Origin of the sequence: Allobosea sp. TAB14 (assembly GCF_052113865.1) — a bacterium.
Taxonomy (GTDB): domain Bacteria; phylum Pseudomonadota; class Alphaproteobacteria; order Rhizobiales; family Beijerinckiaceae; genus Allobosea; species Allobosea spartocytisi.
In genome coordinates this window covers 14,323-34,244 of sequence record NZ_JBFRDQ010000011.1, presented here as the reverse complement: position 1 = coordinate 34,244, position 19,922 = coordinate 14,323, and the positions used below count along the sequence as shown (strand labels likewise).

The following is a 19,922-nucleotide window of genomic DNA, read 5'->3' as shown; positions in this document are numbered from 1 at the left end:
GCTCCGCCTTGGTCATCCCCATCCGCGCCGATTCTCACGCCGGCTTCCTCTTCAGGCGGAAATCGTAGTGCAAGCTGTCATAGGGCCTGTCCATCGCCCTGCCGTCCGGAGCCTTGCCCGGTGGATGGGACGGAAATTCACGGATGAGCGAATCCTTCACGCCGAACACCACGTCGGAATCGAGATAGCGATCCCCGGCGACGAAGACATGGGTGACGAGCGTGTCATGCCCGTCCGCATGGATCATGAAATGCACATGGGCCGGACGGTAGGGATGACGCGCCTGTGCCGCCAGCATCTCGCCGACCGGGCCGTCATGGGGAATGGGATAGGCCGCGGGCCTGATCGTCCAGAAATGGAACCGCCCTTGCGCGTCGGCCAGCAGGCGAGCCCGCATCGCCAGCCCGCCCAGCTCGTCCATCTGCTGCACGTCGTAATAGCCGTCCGCATCGGAATGCCAGACATCGACCGCAGCGCCCGCCAGCGGCGTCCCGTCGGCGGAAGCCACCGTGCCCGAGACGAAAAGCGGCTCACCCTTGATCCCGTCCGAGATGTTCGAGCCCAGCGGAAACACCGACGGGTCCTGTACGTAGAACGGCCCCAGCACCGTGGTGTCGGTCGCGCCGTCCGCGTCGCGGTGATTGATCGCATCGACCAGCATCGAGACGCCGAGCGTATCCGAGAGCAGGATGAATTCCTGGCGCGTGTCGTCGCACATCTGTCCGGTGCGGGTCAGGAAGCCGATCGCCGCCTCCCACTCCGCCATGCTCGGCTGGACCTCCTTCACCAGGGCATGGAGATGGCGCACCAGCGCCAGCCCGATCTGGCGCGTGCGTGGATCGGGCGCTTGCGCGACGCGGTCGAGCACCGCCTGGGTGATCGAGTTCTCGTCGAAATTGCGCATGGCTTCCTCCTGCCTGCGATGCCTGCCGGGGCTCCCCCCGCTTCGCCGGATGCGCCGCGCCTCAGGCCGCGCGCGGCGCCGATTCGAGCGGCTTGCCCGCGAGCCAGGCCCGGCCGCGCCGGTAGAGATCCTCGACGACCGGCCCGGTCAGTCCCGGCATGTCGGGCTTGACCTTGAAGCCCAATCCCGACTGCAGATAGGCGAGATGGCGATAACCGACGGGGAAACTCTCGAGCCTCGCCCGGTCCAGTTTGGGAGCCTGCGAAGGATCGACCGGATCGAGGCGATCCTTCTCGTAGATCGGCTGGCGCAGCACCAGCCCCCAGCTTCCGTCGCGCTTTTCCAGGAAATCGTAGAACCGGCCGGTGCAGACCACGTCGCAAATGACGCCGTCCACGCTGGCGCGCTGGTTGATCGTCATCTTGGTCTGGGCGATGGCGCGCTCGCCGGCAAGGTCGATCGCCGTCCCGCCGAGGAAATGCAGGATGCTGACGCCCTTCTCGAAGCCCTCGCGGCTGACCTTGATGAACTCGTCCGCCGTCCCCTGGAACCAGGTTGCCATCATCCGCCCGTCATCGTGCCAGACGCTGCGGAAGCGCTCCCAATCGCCGGCATCGCGCCAGACGGCCCAGTTCTCCACGAGATCGCGGATCAGCAGGCGCTCCCTCCATTCCTCGCTCATCCGATGCCTCCCATTGTACATTCGTTGGAAGTTTTCATATGAGAACGAGTTCATTATGTAAAGAAGTCATCGCGGCTCGCCGGGTCAGAACCGGGAAACAGGTTGAAACCACCCGGACGAAGCTCCACTATCGCACGGCGCTTCCACGGGCTGACCGAAGCATTTGAAGAAACCGGATAAATTCATGCAGCCGGCCGAGTCGGGCTCCGTCAAATCAGCCATGCGCGTGCTCGACCTGTTCGAGTATCTGCGTCGCTGGAACGCCGCCCAGACCCATACCCAGATCGCCGCCCAGCTCGCGATCCCCAAGAGCAGCCTGACGCAACTGCTCAAGACCTTGGTCAGTCGCGGCTATCTCGACTACGACCCGGCCAGCAAAGGCTATTTCCTCGGGCCGGCCATAGCGGCTTTGGGGCAGCGCAGCGCCGAAACGCGGGACCTCGCCAGCGTCGCGGAAACCGTGCTCGCCGAAACCGCGCGGGCGACCAGCGAGACCTGCGCGCTCAACGTGCTGAAGGGCGACGTCTCCGAGGTCATGGCGACGGCGAGCGGCACCCACCGGCTACACTACCTCATGCGCGTCGGCGATACGGCGCCGCTCTATGCGACCTCGGGCGGCAAGGCGCTCCTCGCCCATCTGCCGGCGGAGATGCGCCAGGACTATCTCTCCCGCATCCGCCTCGAGGCGATCACGCCGCGCACGATCGGCAGCGTCGCGGCGCTCGAAGCGGAGATCGCGGAGATCCAGCGCAGCGGCATCGCCTTCGTGGTGGAGGAGTTCACGCCGGGCATCGCCGGCATGGCCCGGCCGATCCTGAACCGCTCCGGTTTTCCGCTTGCGGCGGTCAACATCGCGCTGCCGATAGCGCGCTATGACGAGGCCCTGAAGCAGCGCTGCCTCAAGGCCTTGGACGCAGCCGTTGAGATGATCCGCGAACGGATCGGCATCGCCTGAAACAGGCGTGTGAGGTCGAGCCCTTCTCAGATCGGCTTGCCTTCGAGGAAGTCGAGCATCAGCTCGCGCTGCGCCAGAAACATCCCGACGCCGGTCTGCGTGCGGCAACCGATGCGTCGAGCCGCCTCGAGCAAGGGCGAGATTTCCGGCACCGTGATGACATCGCCGACGAATGTCTCCGGCTTCAACCTGCTGACCTCGACCGGAAGCGGATCACCCTGCTTCATCCCCATCGGGGTCGCGTTGGCGACGATGCCGAAACCGGTGGGATCGGCTGAACCGGTCACCACCTTGCGGGGATGCATGCCGGACAATTTCGCGATCAGCGCATCGCGCTTGGCCACATCCATGTCGTGCACGGCAAGCTCGGCGACGCCGGAATCGAGCAGTTGCAGGCCGATGGCGCTGCCGGCCCCGCCGGCACCCACGAGCAGCGCGCGTTGCCCCCGCGGCTCGCAGCCCGTCTGCATCATGGCGCTGACGAAGCCCTGCCCGTCGGTCATGTCGCCATCCCAGGAGCCGTCGGCGTTACGCCGCACGACATTCGCCGAATCGAGCAGCCGCGCCCGCGCCGAGACCGAGCTGCAATGACGCCGCGCTGCGAATTTATGCGGCACGGTGGCGATGATGCCGTCGACGTTCCGGATCGGCCCCAGCGCCTCGATAAAGGCGTCGACATTCTCCGGCAGCACATGGATCGGCACGACGATGGCGTTGCGGCCACGCTCGACGAAACCCTTCGTCATGCCCGCCGGCGCCTTCACCTGCGCGATGGGGTGACCGATGATCACGAAAATCCGCGTCTCGCCGCTCAGCATCTCCAGCATCGCTTCCTCCGTCGCAGCGGCCATGGTGCCGCCTTTCGATTGATCGAATATATGAACTTATTTATAGATGAAAACAATCAGCGGACCAGCGGCGCTTGAAACGGCTGCCGCCTTTTCTCCGAAAGCCAAGCCATGCTGTCGCTCGCGCATCTCACCTTCATGCAGGCCGGGCCGCTCGAGCTGATCTCGCTCGCCAAGCTGGGAGGGTTCGACGCGGTGGGACTGCGCCTGATCGACCCCGCGCCCGAAGCCGCCTTCTTCCCGGTCGTCACCGATGCCGGGCTGCGCCGGCGGGCCAAGGCGGCGCTGGAGGCGACGGGTCTCACGCTTCTCGATATCGAGGCGGTCTGGCTGTGGCCGCAGACGCAAGTCCCGAAGCTTCGTCCCGCGCTCGAGGCCGGGGCCGAACTCGGCGCCCGCAACCTGCTGGTCGCCGGCAACGACGCCGACCGGAACCGCATGACGGACCGCCTCGCCGAGCTCTGCGGCATGGCCCGCGAATACGGCATGGGTGTCGGCTTCGAGTTCATTCCCTATACCGCCCTGAATTCGCTCGCCTTTGCACAGGAGATCCTGAAGGCGGCCGATCAACCCCACGCCGGTCTGCTGATCGACGCCTTGCACCTCGCCCGCTCCGGCGGCTCCCCGGCCGACATCGCCGCGATCGATCCTGCACTGATCGCCTACGGCCATCTCTGCGATGCGCCCGCATCCTCCCCCGGCCTGGAGGGGCTACGGGCCGAAGCGCGCGGCGCAAGGCTCTATCCGGGCGATGGCGGCCTGCCTTTGGCGGACTTCCTGAACGCGTTGCCGGCGGACAAGCCGATCGCCCTCGAAGCGCCGAGCGCCGCCTACGGCCATGACGACAGCGAAAGGGCACGCCGCGCCGGCGCCGCCTGCCGCGCTGTGCTGGCGAGCATCGGTCGCAGCTGACCGAGGCGCCATCAGCCGGCCTGCCGCTTCTCGCTCGACCGCGCGGCGCGCCTGGCTGCAAAGCGCCGCGTATGCTCGGCGGCGCTGGCGACCTTCTCCCGGAGCGTCAGGGCGGCCTCGCTCGTGACGGGTGTTTCGACCACCATCTGCAAGCCATCCGGCAGGACGTCGAGGATGTCGTCGAGGGCGATGACACCCTCGCCGAGATGGAAACGCCCTCCCCGTGCCTCGGCCGGCAAGGCTTCGAGCGGCGGTACAACCGGGCCGGCGTCGCAAAGCTGGACATAGGCGATGCGCGCGGCGGGACAGGCGGCGAGTTGTTGCGGCGTGCCGCCGGTGCGGTGGAAATGCAGCACGTCCAGGATCACGCCGGCATTGGCCTTGCCCGCCGCCTCCAGCAGCGCGAGCGCGGCCGCCAGATCCGGGATGTCGCGATAGCGCATGAACTCGACACCGACATGCAGGCTGAAACGCGCGGCTTCCTCGCAAAGCCGGGAAAACAGATCGATCCGCTCAGCTTCCGACAGGAAGCTGTCATGGCCGATGATCTCGGTCCCGATCGCCGAGATATGGGTCGCGCCCAGCTCCGCACCGGTTTCGAGCGCGGGCACGAAGCTCGCCGCATCGATCCCGGGGCGCAGCACGAAGGCCTCGACGTCGAAGACCCGGACACCGGCCGCCTTCGACGCAGCCTTGATCGCGCGGATGACCTCGGGTCGGCCGACGACCYCGCGGGCCAGCGGCTTGTTCATCGCCGAGCGCAGCACGAGCCCCGCAGCCCCGAAGCCGCTTTCACCCGCAGCCTCGATCAGAGCCACGGGATCGCCGCCGCCGACCGTCAGATTGGCGATGGAGAGGTCGTGCAGGTTCAGCGCGCATGTCATGGCGGATGTCCTGTTGCGGAGGAGTGGGGGTGATGCGCAGCGTTCCTTCCGACGAGGTAGCCGAAGGTCATGGCCGGGCCGAGATTGATGCCACCCGCCGGATAGGTTCCGCCCATCACGCTCGCCATGTCGGCTCCGACCGCGAAAAGGCCGGCGATCGGACGCCCCTGCGCATCCAGAACGTTGGCTTGTGCGTCGGTCTTCAGCCCGGCGAAGGTGCCGAGGCTGCCCGGCACGATTTTGACGGCATAGAAGGGGCCATGCTCGATCGGCGCGACCGACGGATTGGGCCGGACCGACGCATCGCCGCCCATCCGGTTATAGGGCGTCTCACCGCGGTGGAATTGCGGATCCCTGCCCTGCGCGGCAGCCGCATTGTAGCGCGCCACCGTCTCGACGAGCCCGTCCGGATCGATGCCGCAGATCCGCGCAAGCTCGGCCAGCGTCTTACCGCGCCTGAGATAGCTGCTGGCAAGATAAGGCGCGAGCGGCAGTGGCGCCGGCTTGGCGAAGCCGAGCCCATAGCGGCGCTGGAAGCGATGGTCGCAGATCAGCCAGGAAACCGGCTCCGCCCCGGCCGGGATCGCCTTCAGCAGGGCCTCGACGTAGTCGTAATAGCTGTCGGCCTCGTTGACGAAGCGGCGCCCATCGACCGTCACCGCGATCAGCCCCGGCTTGGCGCGCTCGACGAGATGCGGGAAATGCCCGAAGGAACCGTCCCTGCGCGGCACCAGCGAGACCGGCGCCCAGGCGCAAGGCGCTGCAAGCCCGCCATCGACGAGGGCGCCGACGCTCTCGCCCAGGCGCAGCCCGTCGCCGGTGTTGCTGCGGGGTGCCGCCGACCAATGCGCCCGCCCGGTCGGATTGCGCGGCACCAGCTCCTTCAGGCGCTCATAGTCATGCGGAAAGCCGCCGCAAGCCAGCACGACGCCGGCGCGCGCGATGATCCGATGCTCCTGCTCGTCCCGGTCGACGACGGCCCCGATGACCGCCCCGTCATGGCTCAGCAAGCGACGGGCCGGCGCTTTCGCATGCAGATCGACGCCGAGATCGCTGGCGGATTTGAGCAGCCGCGCGACAAGCGCATTGCCGTTGACGAGCTGCATGCCGCGCCCGTGCCGCACGAGGTCGAGAGCATGCCGACCAATGCGGCGCGCGACATGGCGGAAGGACGTCCAGGATCGTGTCGCGTTGAGGAAATGGGCGAAATCGGCACCCGAGGCGATCCCCATGCCCAGCAGCGAGATTTCGGGCAGCGGCGGCCGCAGCTTTGCGACCAGCGGTCCAAGCTCGCGCCCGTCGAACGGAGCCGCGCAGACCGAGCGCCCGCCCAGCCCGGCGCCGGGCGCGTTGCCATGCATGTCGGGGATCTTGTTGCCGTCGATGAACTGCACGGCGGTGTTCGCGCGAAAGAACGACACCATCTCGGGTGCCGCCGCCAGGAAAGCCTCGATCCGGGCCTCGTCGTGATGGTTGCCGAGTTCGTGCCGCAGATAGGTGCGAACCGCCTCCCCGTCCTCCTCGATCCCGGCCTCGCGGGCGAGCGGATTGCGCGGCACCCACATCCAGCCGCCGGACCAGGCGGTGGTGCCGCCGAAGACAGGCTCCTTCTCGACGACCACGACCTTCAGCCCGTGCCAGGCGGCGACGACGGCTGCCGAAAGACCGCCCGCCCCGGAGCCGATCACCAGCAGGTCGCAATGCTCTTCAGGACGGTTGCTCATATCCATCAGGGATCGGCCTTCGCCGGTGGATGCGTGAGGTATCAGGCGCTGGCCGTGGCCTGGACCGCGCGCAGCATCGCCTCTGTCTTCTCCCGCAGCATCCGTGCGCGTGGCGCCGCCGGCATGGTCCTGGCGAGCTCGGCCATCGGAATCTCCACGCTGATCGGCAGGTCCTGAGGAATGGCGCGCAGCATGCCCGTGAGGTCGAGCCCGCCCTCGCCCGGCGGCAAACGTGCCTGCCGCGCCTGGTAGATCATCGTCTCGTGATCCTTCGGACGTTCGGCGGGCAGGTCGCAGATCTGGAAATAGCAATGCAGGTGCCTGGGCATCGCGGCCACGTCGGCGGCCGTTTCGCCGGAGCGGTCGACATGGATCGCATCGACGATGATGTGCCCGTTCGCCGGGTTGGTCGCCTCGACGATGCGCCGGGCGGCGGCGAGCGTCTTCACGCCGGTCCAGGGCATGTGCTCCAGCCCCATCCCGATGCCGAAGGGTGCGCCGAGTGCGCAGATCTCGGCGAATTTGTCGATCATGAAGGGCTCGTCCTCGACATCGCCGGCGACGAGCACGAACTTGCCGCCGAGCTTCGCGCCGGTCTCGATCACCGGCAGGAAATCGGTCAGGCGCGTGTCGCGGTTGATGCGCAGGATCTCGAAATCGAACAGCGATACGCCGCTATCGGCGATACGCCGCTGCGTCTCACGGAACATCGGCGTATCGCCGATCATCGGGAACTGAGCCTCCTTGCCGGGCGCTGCCGGCGCAAGACGCAGGCTGGCATGGCTGTAGCCGGCCTCCGCCGCCGCACTGAAGACGTCCGGCGGCGCGAGCTCCATGACAGTGAGATGGGCGAGCGAGATCGGGCGGTTCATGCCTTGCGGTCCTGATGGCGGTAATAGGCGATGGTGGCGGCGATGCCGTCCGACAGGCTGGTCTCGGGCAGCCCCGGGAGGAGCGAGGCGATGTCGTCCTTCGCGAGCTCGGGCGCGATCGGCATGGGCTGCCCGCGCGCGCTGAGCTTTGCGCCCGGCACCTGCCGCGTGATCTCGGCGATGACCTCGTCGATGGTCACGGTCCTGCCGGCAAGGGTGAAGGCGTGGGCGCCCGGCGCATCGCTGAACAGTGCCGCCTCGAAGGCCGCCGCGACATCGTCGACATAGACCAGCCCGGACGGGCCGACATAGTCGATCTCATACGGCACGCCCTGCGCGGCGGCCCGGCAGGCCAGGGTCGGCCCGGCGCTGGCGCCCGCCTCGCCACGGCCCGGGCCGTAGACGATATAGGGGCGGAAGCCGACGCTCGGCATGGCGTGATCGGCCCAGTAAGCACSTGCGCTGCCCTCGCAGGCGAGCTTGAAGGCGCCGTAATGCGTCATCGGGAACGGGGTGCTGCCGCTGTCCGGGCCGAAGACGCCGGCCGAGCTGGCATAGACCACCCGCGCCATGCGCTGGCGCAGCGCCGCCTCGAAGACGTGGAGCGTGCCGATCAGATTGATCTCCGCGCCCTTGACGGGATCGGCCCGGCAGGCCGGCGTCAGGATGCCGGCCATCGCGATGGCGCGGTCGCACCCCTCCGCCGCCTCATGGACGACTGCCCCGTCGCGGACATCGCCGCGCCGCCATTCCACGCGGCCGGCAAGCTCGCCGAGGATGTTGCGCACAGCGCCGCTGTCCGAGGCGATATCGAGGACGCGCACGGCAACGCCGCGGGCCAGAAGGCGGCGAATGATCCAGGCGGCGATGAAGCCCGTGCCGCCGGTCATGAGCACACGCATGGCGCCGCCCCTCCTAGCTCAGCGGCGAGAAGGCGGTCGGCAGATAGATCGCCGAGCTCAGACTGGTCAGATGCGCCGGCCCGCCCTTCGGCGGCCAGATGCCGCGCTCGACGGCCTCGGCCCGCTTGGCCATGCGGTCATCGAGCGAGGCGAAGGGCCAGATATGGAGGAAGCGCGGCAGCGCCCCGTCGAGCGCATACATCGCGCCGAGCAACGGCGAGACTTTCGCGCGTTCGGGCACGGCCGCGCGCCACAAATCCATGGTCGGCTTGAGGCCGCCCGCCTTCACGCCGTAGATGCGGATCTCGTAGACCGGGCCGTGCTTTCCGGGCACGAGCGGCGCCACGAAGTCGAAAGGCGCATAGGTCGTCGTCTCGACCTCCAGGAAATGCTCGGCCGCGCCGAACAGACTGCCCTCGACGACCTGCCGCGCGCGATCCTCCGCCAGAGCGCGGTCATCCTCATAGCCCTGCAGAATCAGGACCTGGTTCAGCGCGCCGATCTCGGCCGTGAAGCAGCCGAGGAGCTTGCCCGCAAATCCGTTGCCCGTGACGGCGGCCTCGATCCCGGCGAGAACCTTCGGCAGCCCTCCAACCTCGGGCCTGATCCTGGTGACGGCATAGCGCATCGGCGTTCCTCCTGCTCGTTAGCGACAGGACATAGCCGCATCGCGCCATCAATGAAAGTTCATTCTGGAATTTCATTTCAGTTTTGAATATACGGCTCACCAGAGAGCACCGACAAGAGCCGGGTAGCGGCGGCGTCGTGGTCGGCCGGCGGCGAAAGCCTCGCCGATGACCGATCCGGCACCGCCAGGGAGAGGAAGCGAAGCGTGGCCGGATCACCCGATGGAATCGCCTCGGCAGCGGCGAAGGATGCGAATGTCTACGACCTGGTCGTGATCGGCGGCGGCGGCGCCGGCCTCACCGCGGCCCTGTTCGGCACGCTGCGCGGGGCGCGCGTGCTGCTGCTGGAGAGCACCGAACATGTCGGCGGCACCACCGCCTTCTCGGGCGGGACCATCTGGATTCCGAACACGTTTCACACCGCCGAGGTCGGGACGCAGGACAGCGTCGAACAGGCCGAGACCTATCTCCATGCCGCGCTCGGCAACTACGCCGCCCCCGACATGATCCGCGCCTTTCTCGAGGCGGGCCCGCGCGCCGTCGAACTGCTCGACCGTGAGACGGATGTGAAGCTGCGGCCCTACCCGCTGCACCCGGACTACATCTCCGACCTGCCGGGGTCGACGATGAAGGGCCGCGCGCTGGAGCCCGTTCCCTTCGACGGCCGATTGCTCGGCGACAAGTTCGATCTGATCCGCCCGCCGATCCCGGAATTCACCATTCTCAACGGGCTGATGGTTGATCGCAACGACATCGCCCATCTGCTCAACCTGAAGAAATCCTGGGCTTCATTCCGCTATTCGCTGGCACTCGTCGCCCGCTATGCGCGCGACCGGCTCAGCCGCAAGCGCGGCGCCCGGCTGACCATGGGCAACGCCCTGATCGGCCGGCTGCTGCACTCCTTCCTCCAGCGCGGCGGCACGGTCTGGACTGAAGCCCAGGTCGACAGGCTGATCGAGGAGGACGGACGCATCGCCGGCGTCAGCCTCCTTCGCAATGGCGGGCGCCAGGACATCCATGCCGTGCACGGCGTCATCCTCGCCTCTGGTGGCTTCAACCGGAACCCCACCTTGCGCAAGGAACTGGTGCCGGATGCCGAGATCCACACGCCGGGCGCGCCGGGGCACAAGGGCGCGGCGCTCGAACTCGCGCTGAACGCTGGCGCGCGCATGGGCGACCGCAATGTCGAGAACGTGTTCTGGGCGCCGGTCTCGATCCGTCAGCGGGCGGACGGCACCAAGGCCGTCTTCCCGCATTTCGTCTTCGACCGGGCCAAGCCGGGCACGATCATCGTCAACAAGGCCGGCAGGCGCTTCTTCAACGAAAGCACCTCCTATCACCTCACCGGCAAGGCGATGATCGAGGCGCACCGCAACGAGCCCAGCATTCCGGCCTTCCTGATCGCCGATCATCAGGCCATCAAGACCTACGGCCTCGGCATGGTCCGTCCCGGCGGCAGCGGCATGCCCTTCCTGCTCAAGGACGGCTATCTGGTGAAAGGCGAAACGCTGGCCGAGCTGGCAAGCAAGCTTGGTGTCAATGCGCCGCAACTGCAAAAGACCGTCGAGACCTTCAATGGGTATGCCGCGACCGGGATCGACCCGGATTTCGGCCGCGGGACCACCGCCTATCAGCGCAATCTCGGCGACCCGAAGCACGGCCCCAATCCAACCATGCGAGCGCTGGAGAACGGGCCATTCTACGCTGTGAAGCTCTATCCGGGCGATATCGGCGCCAGCGCCGGCCTGGTGACGGACGCCCATGCACGGGTGCTCGGCAAGGATGGGCCGATCGCCGGCCTCTACGCCATCGGCAACGACCAGAACTCGATCATGGCCGGCCTCTACCCGGCGCCGGGCATCACGCTCGGGCCGGCGATGACCTTCGCCTACATCGCAGTGCAGAACGCCCTCGCCGCCTGATCGACTTGTCCCATGCCCCCTCCCTCGGATCGGAAACCATGCTCGACAATTTCAGCGGCGCGACCCGCGTCTATTTCATCATCGGCCATCCGATTGCGCAGGTGAAATCGCCCTATGGCATGACCCGGCTGCTCGAGGAGAACGGCAAGGACGCCATCATGGTGCCGATCGACATCCTGCCCGAGGATGTCCCCGGCTTCGTCACGCTGGCCGGTCGCCTACCCAATTGCGACGGCATCTGCATCACGGTGCCGCATAAATTCGCGGTGGTCCCGCATTGCCGTACGATGTCGAAGACGACGCAGGTGCTCGGCTCCGCCAATGTCATGCGGCGCAACCCGGACGGTTCCTGGCATGGCGACATGTTCGACGGCCCCGGCCATGTCGGCGCGATGCGAAAGAACGGCGCCGAGCTCGACGGCAAGCGCGCCTTGCTGATCGGCGCAGGCGGGGCCGGCAGTGCGATCGGGCTTGCGCTGCTCGATGCCGGCGCGCGCGAACTCGCCATCCACGACACCGACGCCTCACGCCGCGACACGCTGATCGCAAAACTGAACGGGGCTCATCCCGGCAAGGTCACGATCGGCTCGCCCGACCCCACTGGCTTTGACACCGTCTCGAATGCCTCACCGGCCGGCATGAAGCCAAGCGACGCCCTGCCCTTCGACATGACGCGGCTCAGCCCCGCGACCTTCGTCAGCGATGTCGTGACCAAGCCGGCGCTCACGCCGCTGATCGAAACGGCTCGCCGGATCGGCTGCAAGACCTCGACCGGCATCGAGATGTTCGAATCCGAGGCCGCGCTGATGCTGGCCTTCTGGCTGGAAACCGCAAACTAGCGCGAGCCGCGGATTTCAGGGAACGCCGCAGGCTCCGGTGCTTCAGACGAAGATGTTCGGGCGCGGCTCGCCCGGCTTCTCGACCGGCAGGCGCACCGTCGGGCCGAGCTGGCCGAGCTCCTGGGCGGCCGCCACCAGCAGAGGCGCGAGCTGCTGCATGCGCTCCTCGGTCAGCCGGATGAACGGCCCGGCGATGCTGATCGTGCCGGTGACGCGACCGTCGAGCGAGGCACGGATCGGCGTGGCGATGGCGTTCATCCATTGCGAGAATGTCTGCTGGGTGACGGCGTAGCCGAGCAATCGCGCCTCGCGCAGCCGCCGGCGGACCGCCTGTGCCGTCTGCRGCGCGTTCGGCCCGTATTCCTCGCGCGAGCCATAGCCCTGCTTCTCGATCAGCGCGATGGCCTCCTCGTCCGATTTGGTCGAAAGCCATGCCAGCCCCGAAGAAGAGCAGGACAGCCTCGCCTCCTGCCCGGCGTCGGGATCGTAGCGCAGCCCGCCGCGCGCGCCTTGCGCCTTGGCGACGAAGATCAGCCGGTCCTCGTCCAGGATCGTGACCCGGACGAGCTCGCCGCAGTCCTGCGCCAGCCGGTCGAGCACCGGCTGCATCAGATCGGTGATGCCGTGCGCCTGCAAATAGCGCAATCCGAGAGAGGCGACCTTCGCCGTCAGAACGTAGGAACCGAAATCGCGCTCCTGCCGGACATAGCCCTCCTCGACCAGGCTTGCCAGAAGGCGATGGGTCGCGCTGCGCGGAATCTTGATGGCGTCGGCGACCTCGTAGAACGGCATGCCGCCCGGATGGTTGGAAAGGATTTCCAGGATCCGCAGGGTGCGTTTGAGAATGCCATCCGGCCCCGCCCCTTTTTCTTTTGTCCTGGGCATCATTGTCTCCGACAGCGTTGAAGGGTCACGATAGAGGAGGCCGGGCTCTCTTCACAAATGCYCGGCCGGGCCGTTCACCGCCACCCCATCGGCAAGAACGCCCTAACATCTTGTAAAAGATCGAATTTTTTATTGACCGGAGCACCACTTGAAGACCGGTACCGCAAACTGGACTTTTATTCCAGTTTACGATACCGCTACCGCGAGCGACCCGAAAGACGGCGCCCCAAGAAGACACCCGGAGGAGACCTGATGACCCAACGCAACGGGAATGGCGGAAGGGGAGCCGGCACCTCGCGCCGTTCGCTCCTTCTCGGAGCCGGCGGCCTCGCCGCGACGYAATTGGCGAGCAGCAAGCTCGGCATGCCCTATATCGGCAATGCCGCCGCGGCCGAGCCGATCCGGATCGGGATGATCTGGGCCAAGACCGGCGCCATCGTCGACCAGTCGACCTTCCTCGCGCAGGGCGGTCTTTTCGCAGCTGAGCAGCGCAACAACCAGCTCCTCGGCCGGCCTCTCGAGATCATCTGGCTCGACGAGCCGAACCCGCAAGGCGCCCAGCTCAACGCCCAGCGGCTGATAGACGAGCACAAGGTCTGCGCGCTCATCGGCGGCGCCCAGAGCTCCTTCGCGCTGGCCATCTCCGCCGTCGCCAAGAAGGCCAAGATTCCCTATGTCGCGGCCAACGCCGCCGCGCTCGATCTCACCGGCAAGCTCTGCAACAAATACACCTTCCGGCTGCAACCGCCCGTCGACGTCCACACCAAGGTCCTGGCCCCCTATTGCATGGGCCTCGGCAAGCGCTGGTACACGCTGACGGCGGCTTACGCCTTCGGCCAGGACATCAAGGCGAGCTTCACCGACTTCAACGCCAAGAACGGCGGTACCATCGTCGGCGCCGACGAGGTGCCGGTCGGCACGCCCGACTACTCGTCCTTCATCCTCAAGATCCGGGCCGCCAAGCCCGACGTCGTCGTCGGCGGCCTTTCCGCCAGCGACCTGACCACCTTCCTGAAGCAGTGGAACGAGCTCGGCATGAAGGGCAAGATTCCCTTCGCCGAAATCTCGATCGGCAACACCGATATCTGGGGCGTCGGCCCGGACGCCGCGACCGGCATCTACACCATGGTCTGGTACTACAAGAACCCGGCCAACACCGAGGACGACAAGGCCTTCACCGACGCCTACATGAAGAAATTCAACCAGCCGCCGCCGGACAAGGCCTGGATGGGCTGGTTCGGCATGCGTTCCCTGCTGGAATCGATCGAGCTCGCGAAGTCGACCGAGCCGGCCGCGATCGTCAAGGCCCTGGAAACCTGGCACGTGAAGGACGGCGACCTCGACGTCAGCTATCGCGACTTCGACCATCAGATGAAGCGGCGCACCATCATCTGCAAGGTCAAGGACAAGATCACCGACAAGTGGGACTATGTCGACGTGCTCGAGAACGCGCCCAAGACAGTCGCCGAGATCGACGCCGCCTTCGGATCGGCGGCCGACAGCGCCTGCAAGATGGATAGCCTCTAGAGCCGGAACCTGAATCCGTCTCTCACCAAGGAGCCAGAGCAGGATTCTCGCGAAAAACCGGTTCCCGCTTTTTCGCATCCCGCTCCAAGGCGCCGTCGGCCAGCCGCGGCAACCCGGCGAAACCGCGGCTCTCGCGACCCTCTCATTCCGCGCCACGTCTTTGACGTGGCGCCTTCCCCGCCCGGCAGCCCGATCCGTGCCGGCGCGGGAGGGGCCATGCCATGCTCGACATGATCATCTCCCAGGCGGTGAACGGCCTCATCCTGGGCTTTCTTTACGTTCTCATCGCGATCGGCCTGTCGATCATCTTCGGCATGCTGGGTATCGTGAACTTCGCCCACGGCTCGTTCTTCGCCATCGGCGCCTATCTCGCTTTGGTGCTCGCCCGTGATTTCGGCTGGCCCGCCGCCCTGCTCTCGCCGCTCATCGTGGGCGCCATCGGCATGGTCGTCGAGATGACGTTGATCCGGCAGCTCTACGGCAAGGAGCCGCTGCTCGGCCTGATCCTGACCTTCGCGCTCGCCCTACTGGCCGAAGCGATCCTGCGGCTCATCTTCGGCGGCGCCCCGGTTCCGTTCAGCCCGCCGGCCATCCTCTCCGGCTTCGTCGAATACGGACCGATCCTGATCACGAAATACCGCATGACGGTGTTGATCGTGACGGTGCTGGCGCTGATCAGCTTCTGGGCCTTCCTGCGCTTCACGCCCTTCGGGCGGATCATCCGCGCCGGCTCGCGCGATGCCGAAATGGTCGGCCTGCTCGGCATCAACCTGCCGATCGTGCTTTCCGGCGTCTTCGGCATCGGCTGCTTGCTGGCGGGGCTGGCCGGCATGCTGGCCGGGCCGCTCTGGACGGTCATCCCCAGCATGGCCTCAGGCGCCATCATGCCCGCCTTCGTCATCGTCACCATCGGCGGGCTCGGCTCCTATTCCGGCGCGATCATCGCCGGCCTTCTCGTCGGCATCACCACGGCCATGACCATCCAGTTCGCCCCGGTCTGGTCAGGCGCCGCGATGTACGTGCTGATGGCCGCCATCCTGCTCATCCGTCCGCGCGGCCTGTTCGGCGAGCGCTGGGAGAGGTTCGAATGAGACTCCGCTCCATCCTGACCAGCCCGATCCTCTGGATAGCGATCGTCTTCGCAGGGCTCACCCTGGCTTGGATGGCCCAGGGCGCCCCAGTCAACCTGATCACCCAGATCGCGATCTACACGCTCTATGGCGCCGGCGTGAACCTGCTCGTCGGCTATACCGGGCTGGTGCCCTTCGGAGCCTCCGTCTTCTTCGGCTGCGCCAGCTACTTCGCCGCCCTGCTGCTTCTCGGGCCGGTCAAGCAGGACATCGCGGCCCTGCTCCTCTCCGTGCTGCTTTCGATGGCGCTGGCAGCCGTGCTCGGCGCGCTGATCCTGCGCCGGCGCGGCCTCTATTTTTCGCTGCTGACGCTCGCCTGCTCGCAGATCGCCTTCGAGGTCGCCTATAAATGGACGGCCGTGACCGGCGGCGAGAACGGCCTTCAGGGCGTGCCCCGCACCAGCTTCCACACCGAGATGCAGTTCCATCTCTTCGCGCTGGCGACGGTGCTGCTCGCCATGTGGTTCCTCTGGCGGCTGGTGCATGCGCCGTTCGGCCGCGTCCTGCAGGCGGTGCGCGACAACGAGCAGAGGGCCAGCAGCCTCGGCTACAACACCTATCTGGTGAAGCTCCTCGCCTTCGTCATGATGGCCGGCCTCGTCGGCTATGCCGGCTCCCTGCTGACGCTGATGCTGCAAGGCGTCTATGCCAACAATCTCGGCTGGCAGCGCGCCGGCGACTCGCTGCTGATGACGGTGCTCGGCGGCGTGCATCATTTCCTCGGGCCGCTCTGGGGTGCGATCGCCTTCATCGTCCTGGAGAACCGGCTTTCCGCCATCACCGAGAATTGGTGGCTGATCTTCGCGCCGATCATCATCGTCTTCGCGCTCTTCTCCCCCGAGGGCATTCAGGGACTGGTGCAGCGCCTGCGCCGCAACGAGCGCTGGACGCTGACCCGCAACACCATCCCGCCGCGCCCCGCCGTGATCGAGCCCTATGAGAGCACGGCCCAGGCGATGGACCCTGACAAACCGGTGCTCGAAACGCGCAAGCTGAGCAAGAGCTTCGGCAGCCTGGTGACCGCCAAGGAGATCGACCTCGAGGTGCGCCCCTTCGTGCTGCACTCGATCATCGGCCCCAACGGCGCCGGCAAGACCACCTTTTACAACATGCTGACCGGCGTCCTGCCGCCGAGCGGAGGCACGATCCTGTTCGAGGGCAAGGACATCACGAAGCTGCCGATGTATGCCCGCGCCCGGCTCGGCATCAGCCGCTCCTTCCAGATCCTCTCGATCTTCCCGAACCTCTCGGTCTTCGAGAATGTCCGGGTCGCGGTTCAGGCGCAGCGGCACGGCGCGCTCGGCTTTTTCAGGGACGCCCACGACATCGCGCCGCTGAACGAGCGGACATGGTCGATCCTCGATGCGGTCGGGCTCGCAGACCGGGCGGCGGAGCCTTGCATGAACCTGCCGCACGGCGCCAAGCGCCTGCTCGAGATCGCCGTCACGCTCGCGATCGATTCCAAGCTGCTCCTGCTCGACGAGCCGCTCGCCGGGCTGGCCGAGGCCGACCGGCAGATCGTCGCGGAGCTGATCCGCAACCTGTCGAAGAAGCACGCCGTGCTCCTGATTGAGCACGATATCGACCGGGTTCTGGCGATTTCGGACCGCATCTCCGTCCTGCACCAGGGCCGGATGATCGCCGACGGAAAGCCCGCCGAGGTCGCGCGCAATCCGGAGGTGATCGCCGCCTATCTCGGCACAGCCAAGGGCGAGGCCAAGGCGCCGCCCGCGATCGAGCGGAAGGCGCATGCCGCTGGCAAGCCCCTGCTCGAAGCCAAGGGGCTGGCCGTCGGCTATGGCGGCAGCACGGTGCTGAACGGGGTCGACATCACGGTCCATGAAGGCGAGGCAATCGCCCTGCTCGGCCGCAACGGCGTCGGCAAGACCACGCTGCTGCGGGCGCTGACCGGCACGTTGCCGCTGGACGCAGGCTCACTCAGCTTCGCGGGCACGGATATCGGCGCGCGCAAGCCCTACGAGATCAATCGGCTCGGCATCTCGCTGGTGCCGGAAGGGCGCCGGCTCTTTCCCAACCTGACGGTGGTCGAGAACCTGCAGATCGCCCAGCGCGCCGGGGGCTTGAGCATCGAGCAGTGCTTCGAGCTCTTCCCGCGCCTGCGCGCCCGGCAGAAGGCCAAGGCCGAGAACCTCTCCGGCGGCGAGCGCCAGATGGTCGCGATCGCGCGCGCCCTCGTCGTGCCGAGCAAGCTCGTCCTGCTCGACGAGCCTTTCGAGGGGCTCGCCCCCGCGGTCGTCGAGGAGGTGATGGCGGCGCTCGTCAAGCTGCGCGGCAAGGTCGCGATGGTCATCGTGGAGCATCATGCCGAGACCGTGCTGCCGATCGTCGACAGGGCCGTGGTCCTGGTCAACGGCCGCATCGCCTTCGCCGGCGACGCCGGCGATCTCGAGAAGGATCATGCCTTGCAGGCCAGGCTGCTCGGCGTGGTCCAGGCCGATGAATCCGTGGCGGCCTGAGGCGGCTACGCGGGAGAGGCCTCGGCCTCTCCCGGCATGAGGACCATGCCATGTTCAAACGCATGTCCATTCTCGAAAAGAGGCCCGGCGACGATCCGGCCTTCTTCTCGCATCACTGGCAGGAGCGGCATGGGCCGCTGGTCGCCCGCCTCCCCGCCATCCGCAGCTATGTGCAGAACCATGTCGAGGCGGTGTACGAGCCTGCGCCTTTCCGCATCAGCGGCATCGTGGAGCTCGGGTTCGACGATGCCGCCGCCATGGACAAGGCCTTCACCGCCGAGACGGTGCGGGCCGTCAGGGCCGACGAGCCGCAGTTTCTCGGGAACACCACCGGCTACGTGATCGGAGCTTCGAGCATCCGCATGGCCGAGGAGCAAGGCAAGCTCATCGTCCTTGCGGCGCATGGCGGCGACCGGGCCGGGCTGGAGCCTATCGAGACCGCGTTGCGGCGGTTGCCGGGCTTTGTCCAGTCCATCCGGGACGATGTCGCCTCGACGATCCCGCGCCCTGGCTCCGAGGGGGCGAGCCAGCGGGTCGACAGCTTCTTCCATCTCTATTTCAGCGACGTCGCCGGCGCGGACCGAGCCGCGCTGCAGATCGCCGCAATGTCCGAGGGGACGGCAAAGCTCGGTATCGTCCGGGTGCGGACGGTCAGGATCGTCTAGCGGCCGCTTAGGCTCCCTGTCCGGACCGCCCATGCAAGGGCCGTCGTGGGCTGCAATCGTTTCCCAACCTTCAAGTTCACAGATCACATCGGAGGACATCATGGCGCGCGCACGGATCGGGATCATCGGCCTCGGCACGATCGGAAAGACCCATCTTGCGGTGTTGCAGGAGACGGACAATGCCGAGGTCGTCGCGATCTCCGATCCCACGCCGGCCGCACGCGACCATGCGGCCAGCCGCAACGTCAAAGCGTATGACGACCATCGCACGATGATCGAGGCCGAACGCCTTGACGGCGTCGTCATCGCCACGCCCAACGACCAGCACGTCCCCATGGCGCTCGACTGCATCGCCCGCGACATCGCGGTTCTCGTCGAGAAGCCGATCGCCGAAAGCGTCGAGGCGGCGCGCCGGCTCTGCGATGCCGCCGAGGCGAAAAATGTCCCGGTGTTGGTCGGCCATCACCGCCGGCACAATCCGGCGGTCCGGGCGGTGCGCCAGGCCATAGCGGACGGCCTCATCGGCAAGCCGGCCATCGCCACCGTGATCTACACGCAGCTCAAGCCGGAGAGCTATTTCAACCTCGGCTGGCGTCGCGACACCGCGAGCGGCGGCCCGATCCTGATCAACCTGATCCACGAGATCGACCTGATCCGCTATGTCTTCGGCGAAATCGACAGCCTGCAGGCGCTGAGCTCTTCGACGGTACGTGGCTTCCCGGTGGAGGACACCGCCGCCGTATTGCTGCGCTTCCGCAACGGCGCGCTCGGCACGATCAGCCTCTCCGACACGGCGGCCTCGCCCTTCAGCTGGGACCTGGCCTCCGGTGAATTCGACCAGATGTCGGACACGGCGGACAAGCTGAAACGCCAGAAGGTTTCCTCCCATGTCTTCGCCGGCTCGGAAGGCTCGCTGACCCTGCCGGATGTCCGCCATTTCAGCTATCGCGGCGCGGGCGAGCCCGGCTGGCTCAGCGAATTGAGCGAGGACAAGCTCGCCATCAGCGCCGAGAGCTCCTATCGCCGCCAGGCCCGGCATTTCGCCGCCGTCTCCCTGCGCGAGGAAGAGCCGATCATCAGCGGCCGCGACGGCTTGCGCACGTTGGAGGCGACGCTCGCCGTCAAGACGGCGTCCGAAAGCGGCAGCACCGTCCGACTTCCAGCCTGA

General features: G+C 66.9%; 18 protein-coding genes. 9 read left to right on the top strand and 9 right to left on the bottom strand.

The genetic code is table 11. The annotated features are described in order from the left end of the window. Positions 1-34 precede the first annotated feature (34 nt). Both AB4Y99_RS02975 and AB4Y99_RS02970 read right to left on the bottom strand, forming a co-directional pair. Positions 35-904, bottom strand: a complete 870-nt coding sequence (locus AB4Y99_RS02975; RefSeq protein ID WP_112763239.1) for an intradiol ring-cleavage dioxygenase — start codon at positions 902-904, stop codon at positions 35-37. A 61-nt stretch (positions 905-965) separates the two neighbouring features. Next, on the bottom strand, positions 966-1,586 hold the full coding sequence (locus tag AB4Y99_RS02970; RefSeq protein ID WP_113254097.1) for a nuclear transport factor 2 family protein: 621 nt from the start codon (positions 1,584-1,586) through the stop codon (positions 966-968). A gap of 184 nt (positions 1,587-1,770) precedes the next feature. On the opposite strand from AB4Y99_RS02970, the gene AB4Y99_RS02965 reads away from it, so the two are divergent. After that, entirely contained in the window at positions 1,771-2,541 is a 771-nt protein-coding gene (locus tag AB4Y99_RS02965; RefSeq protein ID WP_441522303.1) for an IclR family transcriptional regulator, read from the top strand. Between the two features lie 26 nt (positions 2,542-2,567). Here the strand turns inward: AB4Y99_RS02965 and AB4Y99_RS02960 are convergent, their stop codons facing one another. After that, positions 2,568-3,392: a shikimate dehydrogenase family protein gene (locus tag AB4Y99_RS02960; RefSeq protein ID WP_441522302.1), complete on the bottom strand. Its 825-nt coding sequence runs from the start codon at positions 3,390-3,392 to the stop codon at positions 2,568-2,570. Positions 3,393-3,500: 108 nt separating this feature from the next. Here AB4Y99_RS02960 and AB4Y99_RS02955 point away from each other — a divergent pair, with 108 nt between their 5' ends. Continuing rightward, entirely contained in the window at positions 3,501-4,301 is an 801-nt protein-coding gene (locus AB4Y99_RS02955) for a sugar phosphate isomerase/epimerase family protein (protein ID WP_441522301.1), read from the top strand. A gap of 11 nt (positions 4,302-4,312) precedes the next feature. On the opposite strand, the gene AB4Y99_RS02950 is transcribed toward AB4Y99_RS02955, so the two are convergent. From AB4Y99_RS02950 to AB4Y99_RS02930, 5 genes are read right to left on the bottom strand one after another with little or no spacing between them, the layout of a single operon-like run. Beyond that, complete coding sequence (locus tag AB4Y99_RS02950; RefSeq protein ID WP_441522300.1) at positions 4,313-5,185, bottom strand: sugar phosphate isomerase/epimerase family protein; 873 nt, start codon at positions 5,183-5,185, stop codon at positions 4,313-4,315. Further along, the gene (locus AB4Y99_RS02945; protein WP_441522299.1) at positions 5,182-6,909 is read right to left on the bottom strand and encodes an FAD-dependent oxidoreductase; all 1,728 of its coding nucleotides are present in this window, start codon (positions 6,907-6,909) and stop codon (positions 5,182-5,184) included. The genes AB4Y99_RS02950 and AB4Y99_RS02945 overlap by 4 nt, the downstream gene beginning before the upstream one ends. A gap of 41 nt (positions 6,910-6,950) precedes the next feature. After that, complete coding sequence (locus AB4Y99_RS02940) at positions 6,951-7,781, bottom strand: sugar phosphate isomerase/epimerase family protein (RefSeq protein WP_441522298.1); 831 nt, start codon at positions 7,779-7,781, stop codon at positions 6,951-6,953. Next, positions 7,778-8,683 carry an NAD-dependent epimerase/dehydratase family protein gene (locus AB4Y99_RS02935; RefSeq protein ID WP_441522297.1) on the bottom strand — a complete coding sequence of 302 codons (906 nt, stop codon included), beginning with the start codon at positions 8,681-8,683 and terminating at the stop codon, positions 7,778-7,780. Before AB4Y99_RS02935 ends, AB4Y99_RS02940 begins: the two co-directional genes overlap by 4 nt. A gap of 13 nt (positions 8,684-8,696) precedes the next feature. Beyond that, positions 8,697-9,311, bottom strand: coding sequence for an NIPSNAP family protein (locus AB4Y99_RS02930; protein ID WP_441522296.1), 615 nt, complete (start codon positions 9,309-9,311; stop codon positions 8,697-8,699). A 204-nt stretch (positions 9,312-9,515) separates the two neighbouring features. On the opposite strand from AB4Y99_RS02930, the gene AB4Y99_RS02925 reads away from it, so the two are divergent. Then, a complete protein-coding gene (locus AB4Y99_RS02925) occupies positions 9,516-11,231 on the top strand; it encodes an FAD-dependent oxidoreductase (protein ID WP_441522295.1) in 1,716 nt (571 codons plus the stop codon). 38 nt (positions 11,232-11,269) lie between these two features. Then, positions 11,270-12,070, top strand: coding sequence for a shikimate dehydrogenase family protein (locus tag AB4Y99_RS02920; RefSeq protein WP_441522294.1), 801 nt, complete (start codon positions 11,270-11,272; stop codon positions 12,068-12,070). 42 nt (positions 12,071-12,112) lie between these two features. Here AB4Y99_RS02920 and AB4Y99_RS02915 read toward each other — a convergent pair whose 3' ends face one another. Then, on the bottom strand, positions 12,113-12,955 hold the full coding sequence (locus AB4Y99_RS02915) for an IclR family transcriptional regulator (protein ID WP_441522293.1): 843 nt from the start codon (positions 12,953-12,955) through the stop codon (positions 12,113-12,115). Positions 12,956-13,207: 252 nt separating this feature from the next. Here AB4Y99_RS02915 and AB4Y99_RS02910 point away from each other — a divergent pair, with 252 nt between their 5' ends. From AB4Y99_RS02910 to AB4Y99_RS02890, 5 genes are all read left to right on the top strand, one after another. Then, the gene (locus AB4Y99_RS02910) at positions 13,208-14,482 is read left to right on the top strand and encodes an ABC transporter substrate-binding protein (RefSeq protein WP_441522292.1); all 1,275 of its coding nucleotides are present in this window, start codon (positions 13,208-13,210) and stop codon (positions 14,480-14,482) included. A gap of 221 nt (positions 14,483-14,703) precedes the next feature. Continuing rightward, positions 14,704-15,573 carry a branched-chain amino acid ABC transporter permease gene (locus AB4Y99_RS02905; protein WP_038365633.1) on the top strand — a complete coding sequence of 290 codons (870 nt, stop codon included), beginning with the start codon at positions 14,704-14,706 and terminating at the stop codon, positions 15,571-15,573. After that, on the top strand, positions 15,570-18,089 hold the full coding sequence (locus AB4Y99_RS02900) for a branched-chain amino acid ABC transporter ATP-binding protein/permease (RefSeq protein WP_441522291.1): 2,520 nt from the start codon (positions 15,570-15,572) through the stop codon (positions 18,087-18,089). Before AB4Y99_RS02905 ends, AB4Y99_RS02900 begins: the two co-directional genes overlap by 4 nt. 50 nt (positions 18,090-18,139) lie before the next feature. Next, the gene (locus AB4Y99_RS02895; protein WP_441522290.1) at positions 18,140-18,754 is read left to right on the top strand and encodes an EthD family reductase; all 615 of its coding nucleotides are present in this window, start codon (positions 18,140-18,142) and stop codon (positions 18,752-18,754) included. 100 nt (positions 18,755-18,854) lie between these two features. Then, positions 18,855-19,922, top strand: a complete 1,068-nt coding sequence (locus AB4Y99_RS02890) for a Gfo/Idh/MocA family protein (protein ID WP_441522289.1) — start codon at positions 18,855-18,857, stop codon at positions 19,920-19,922.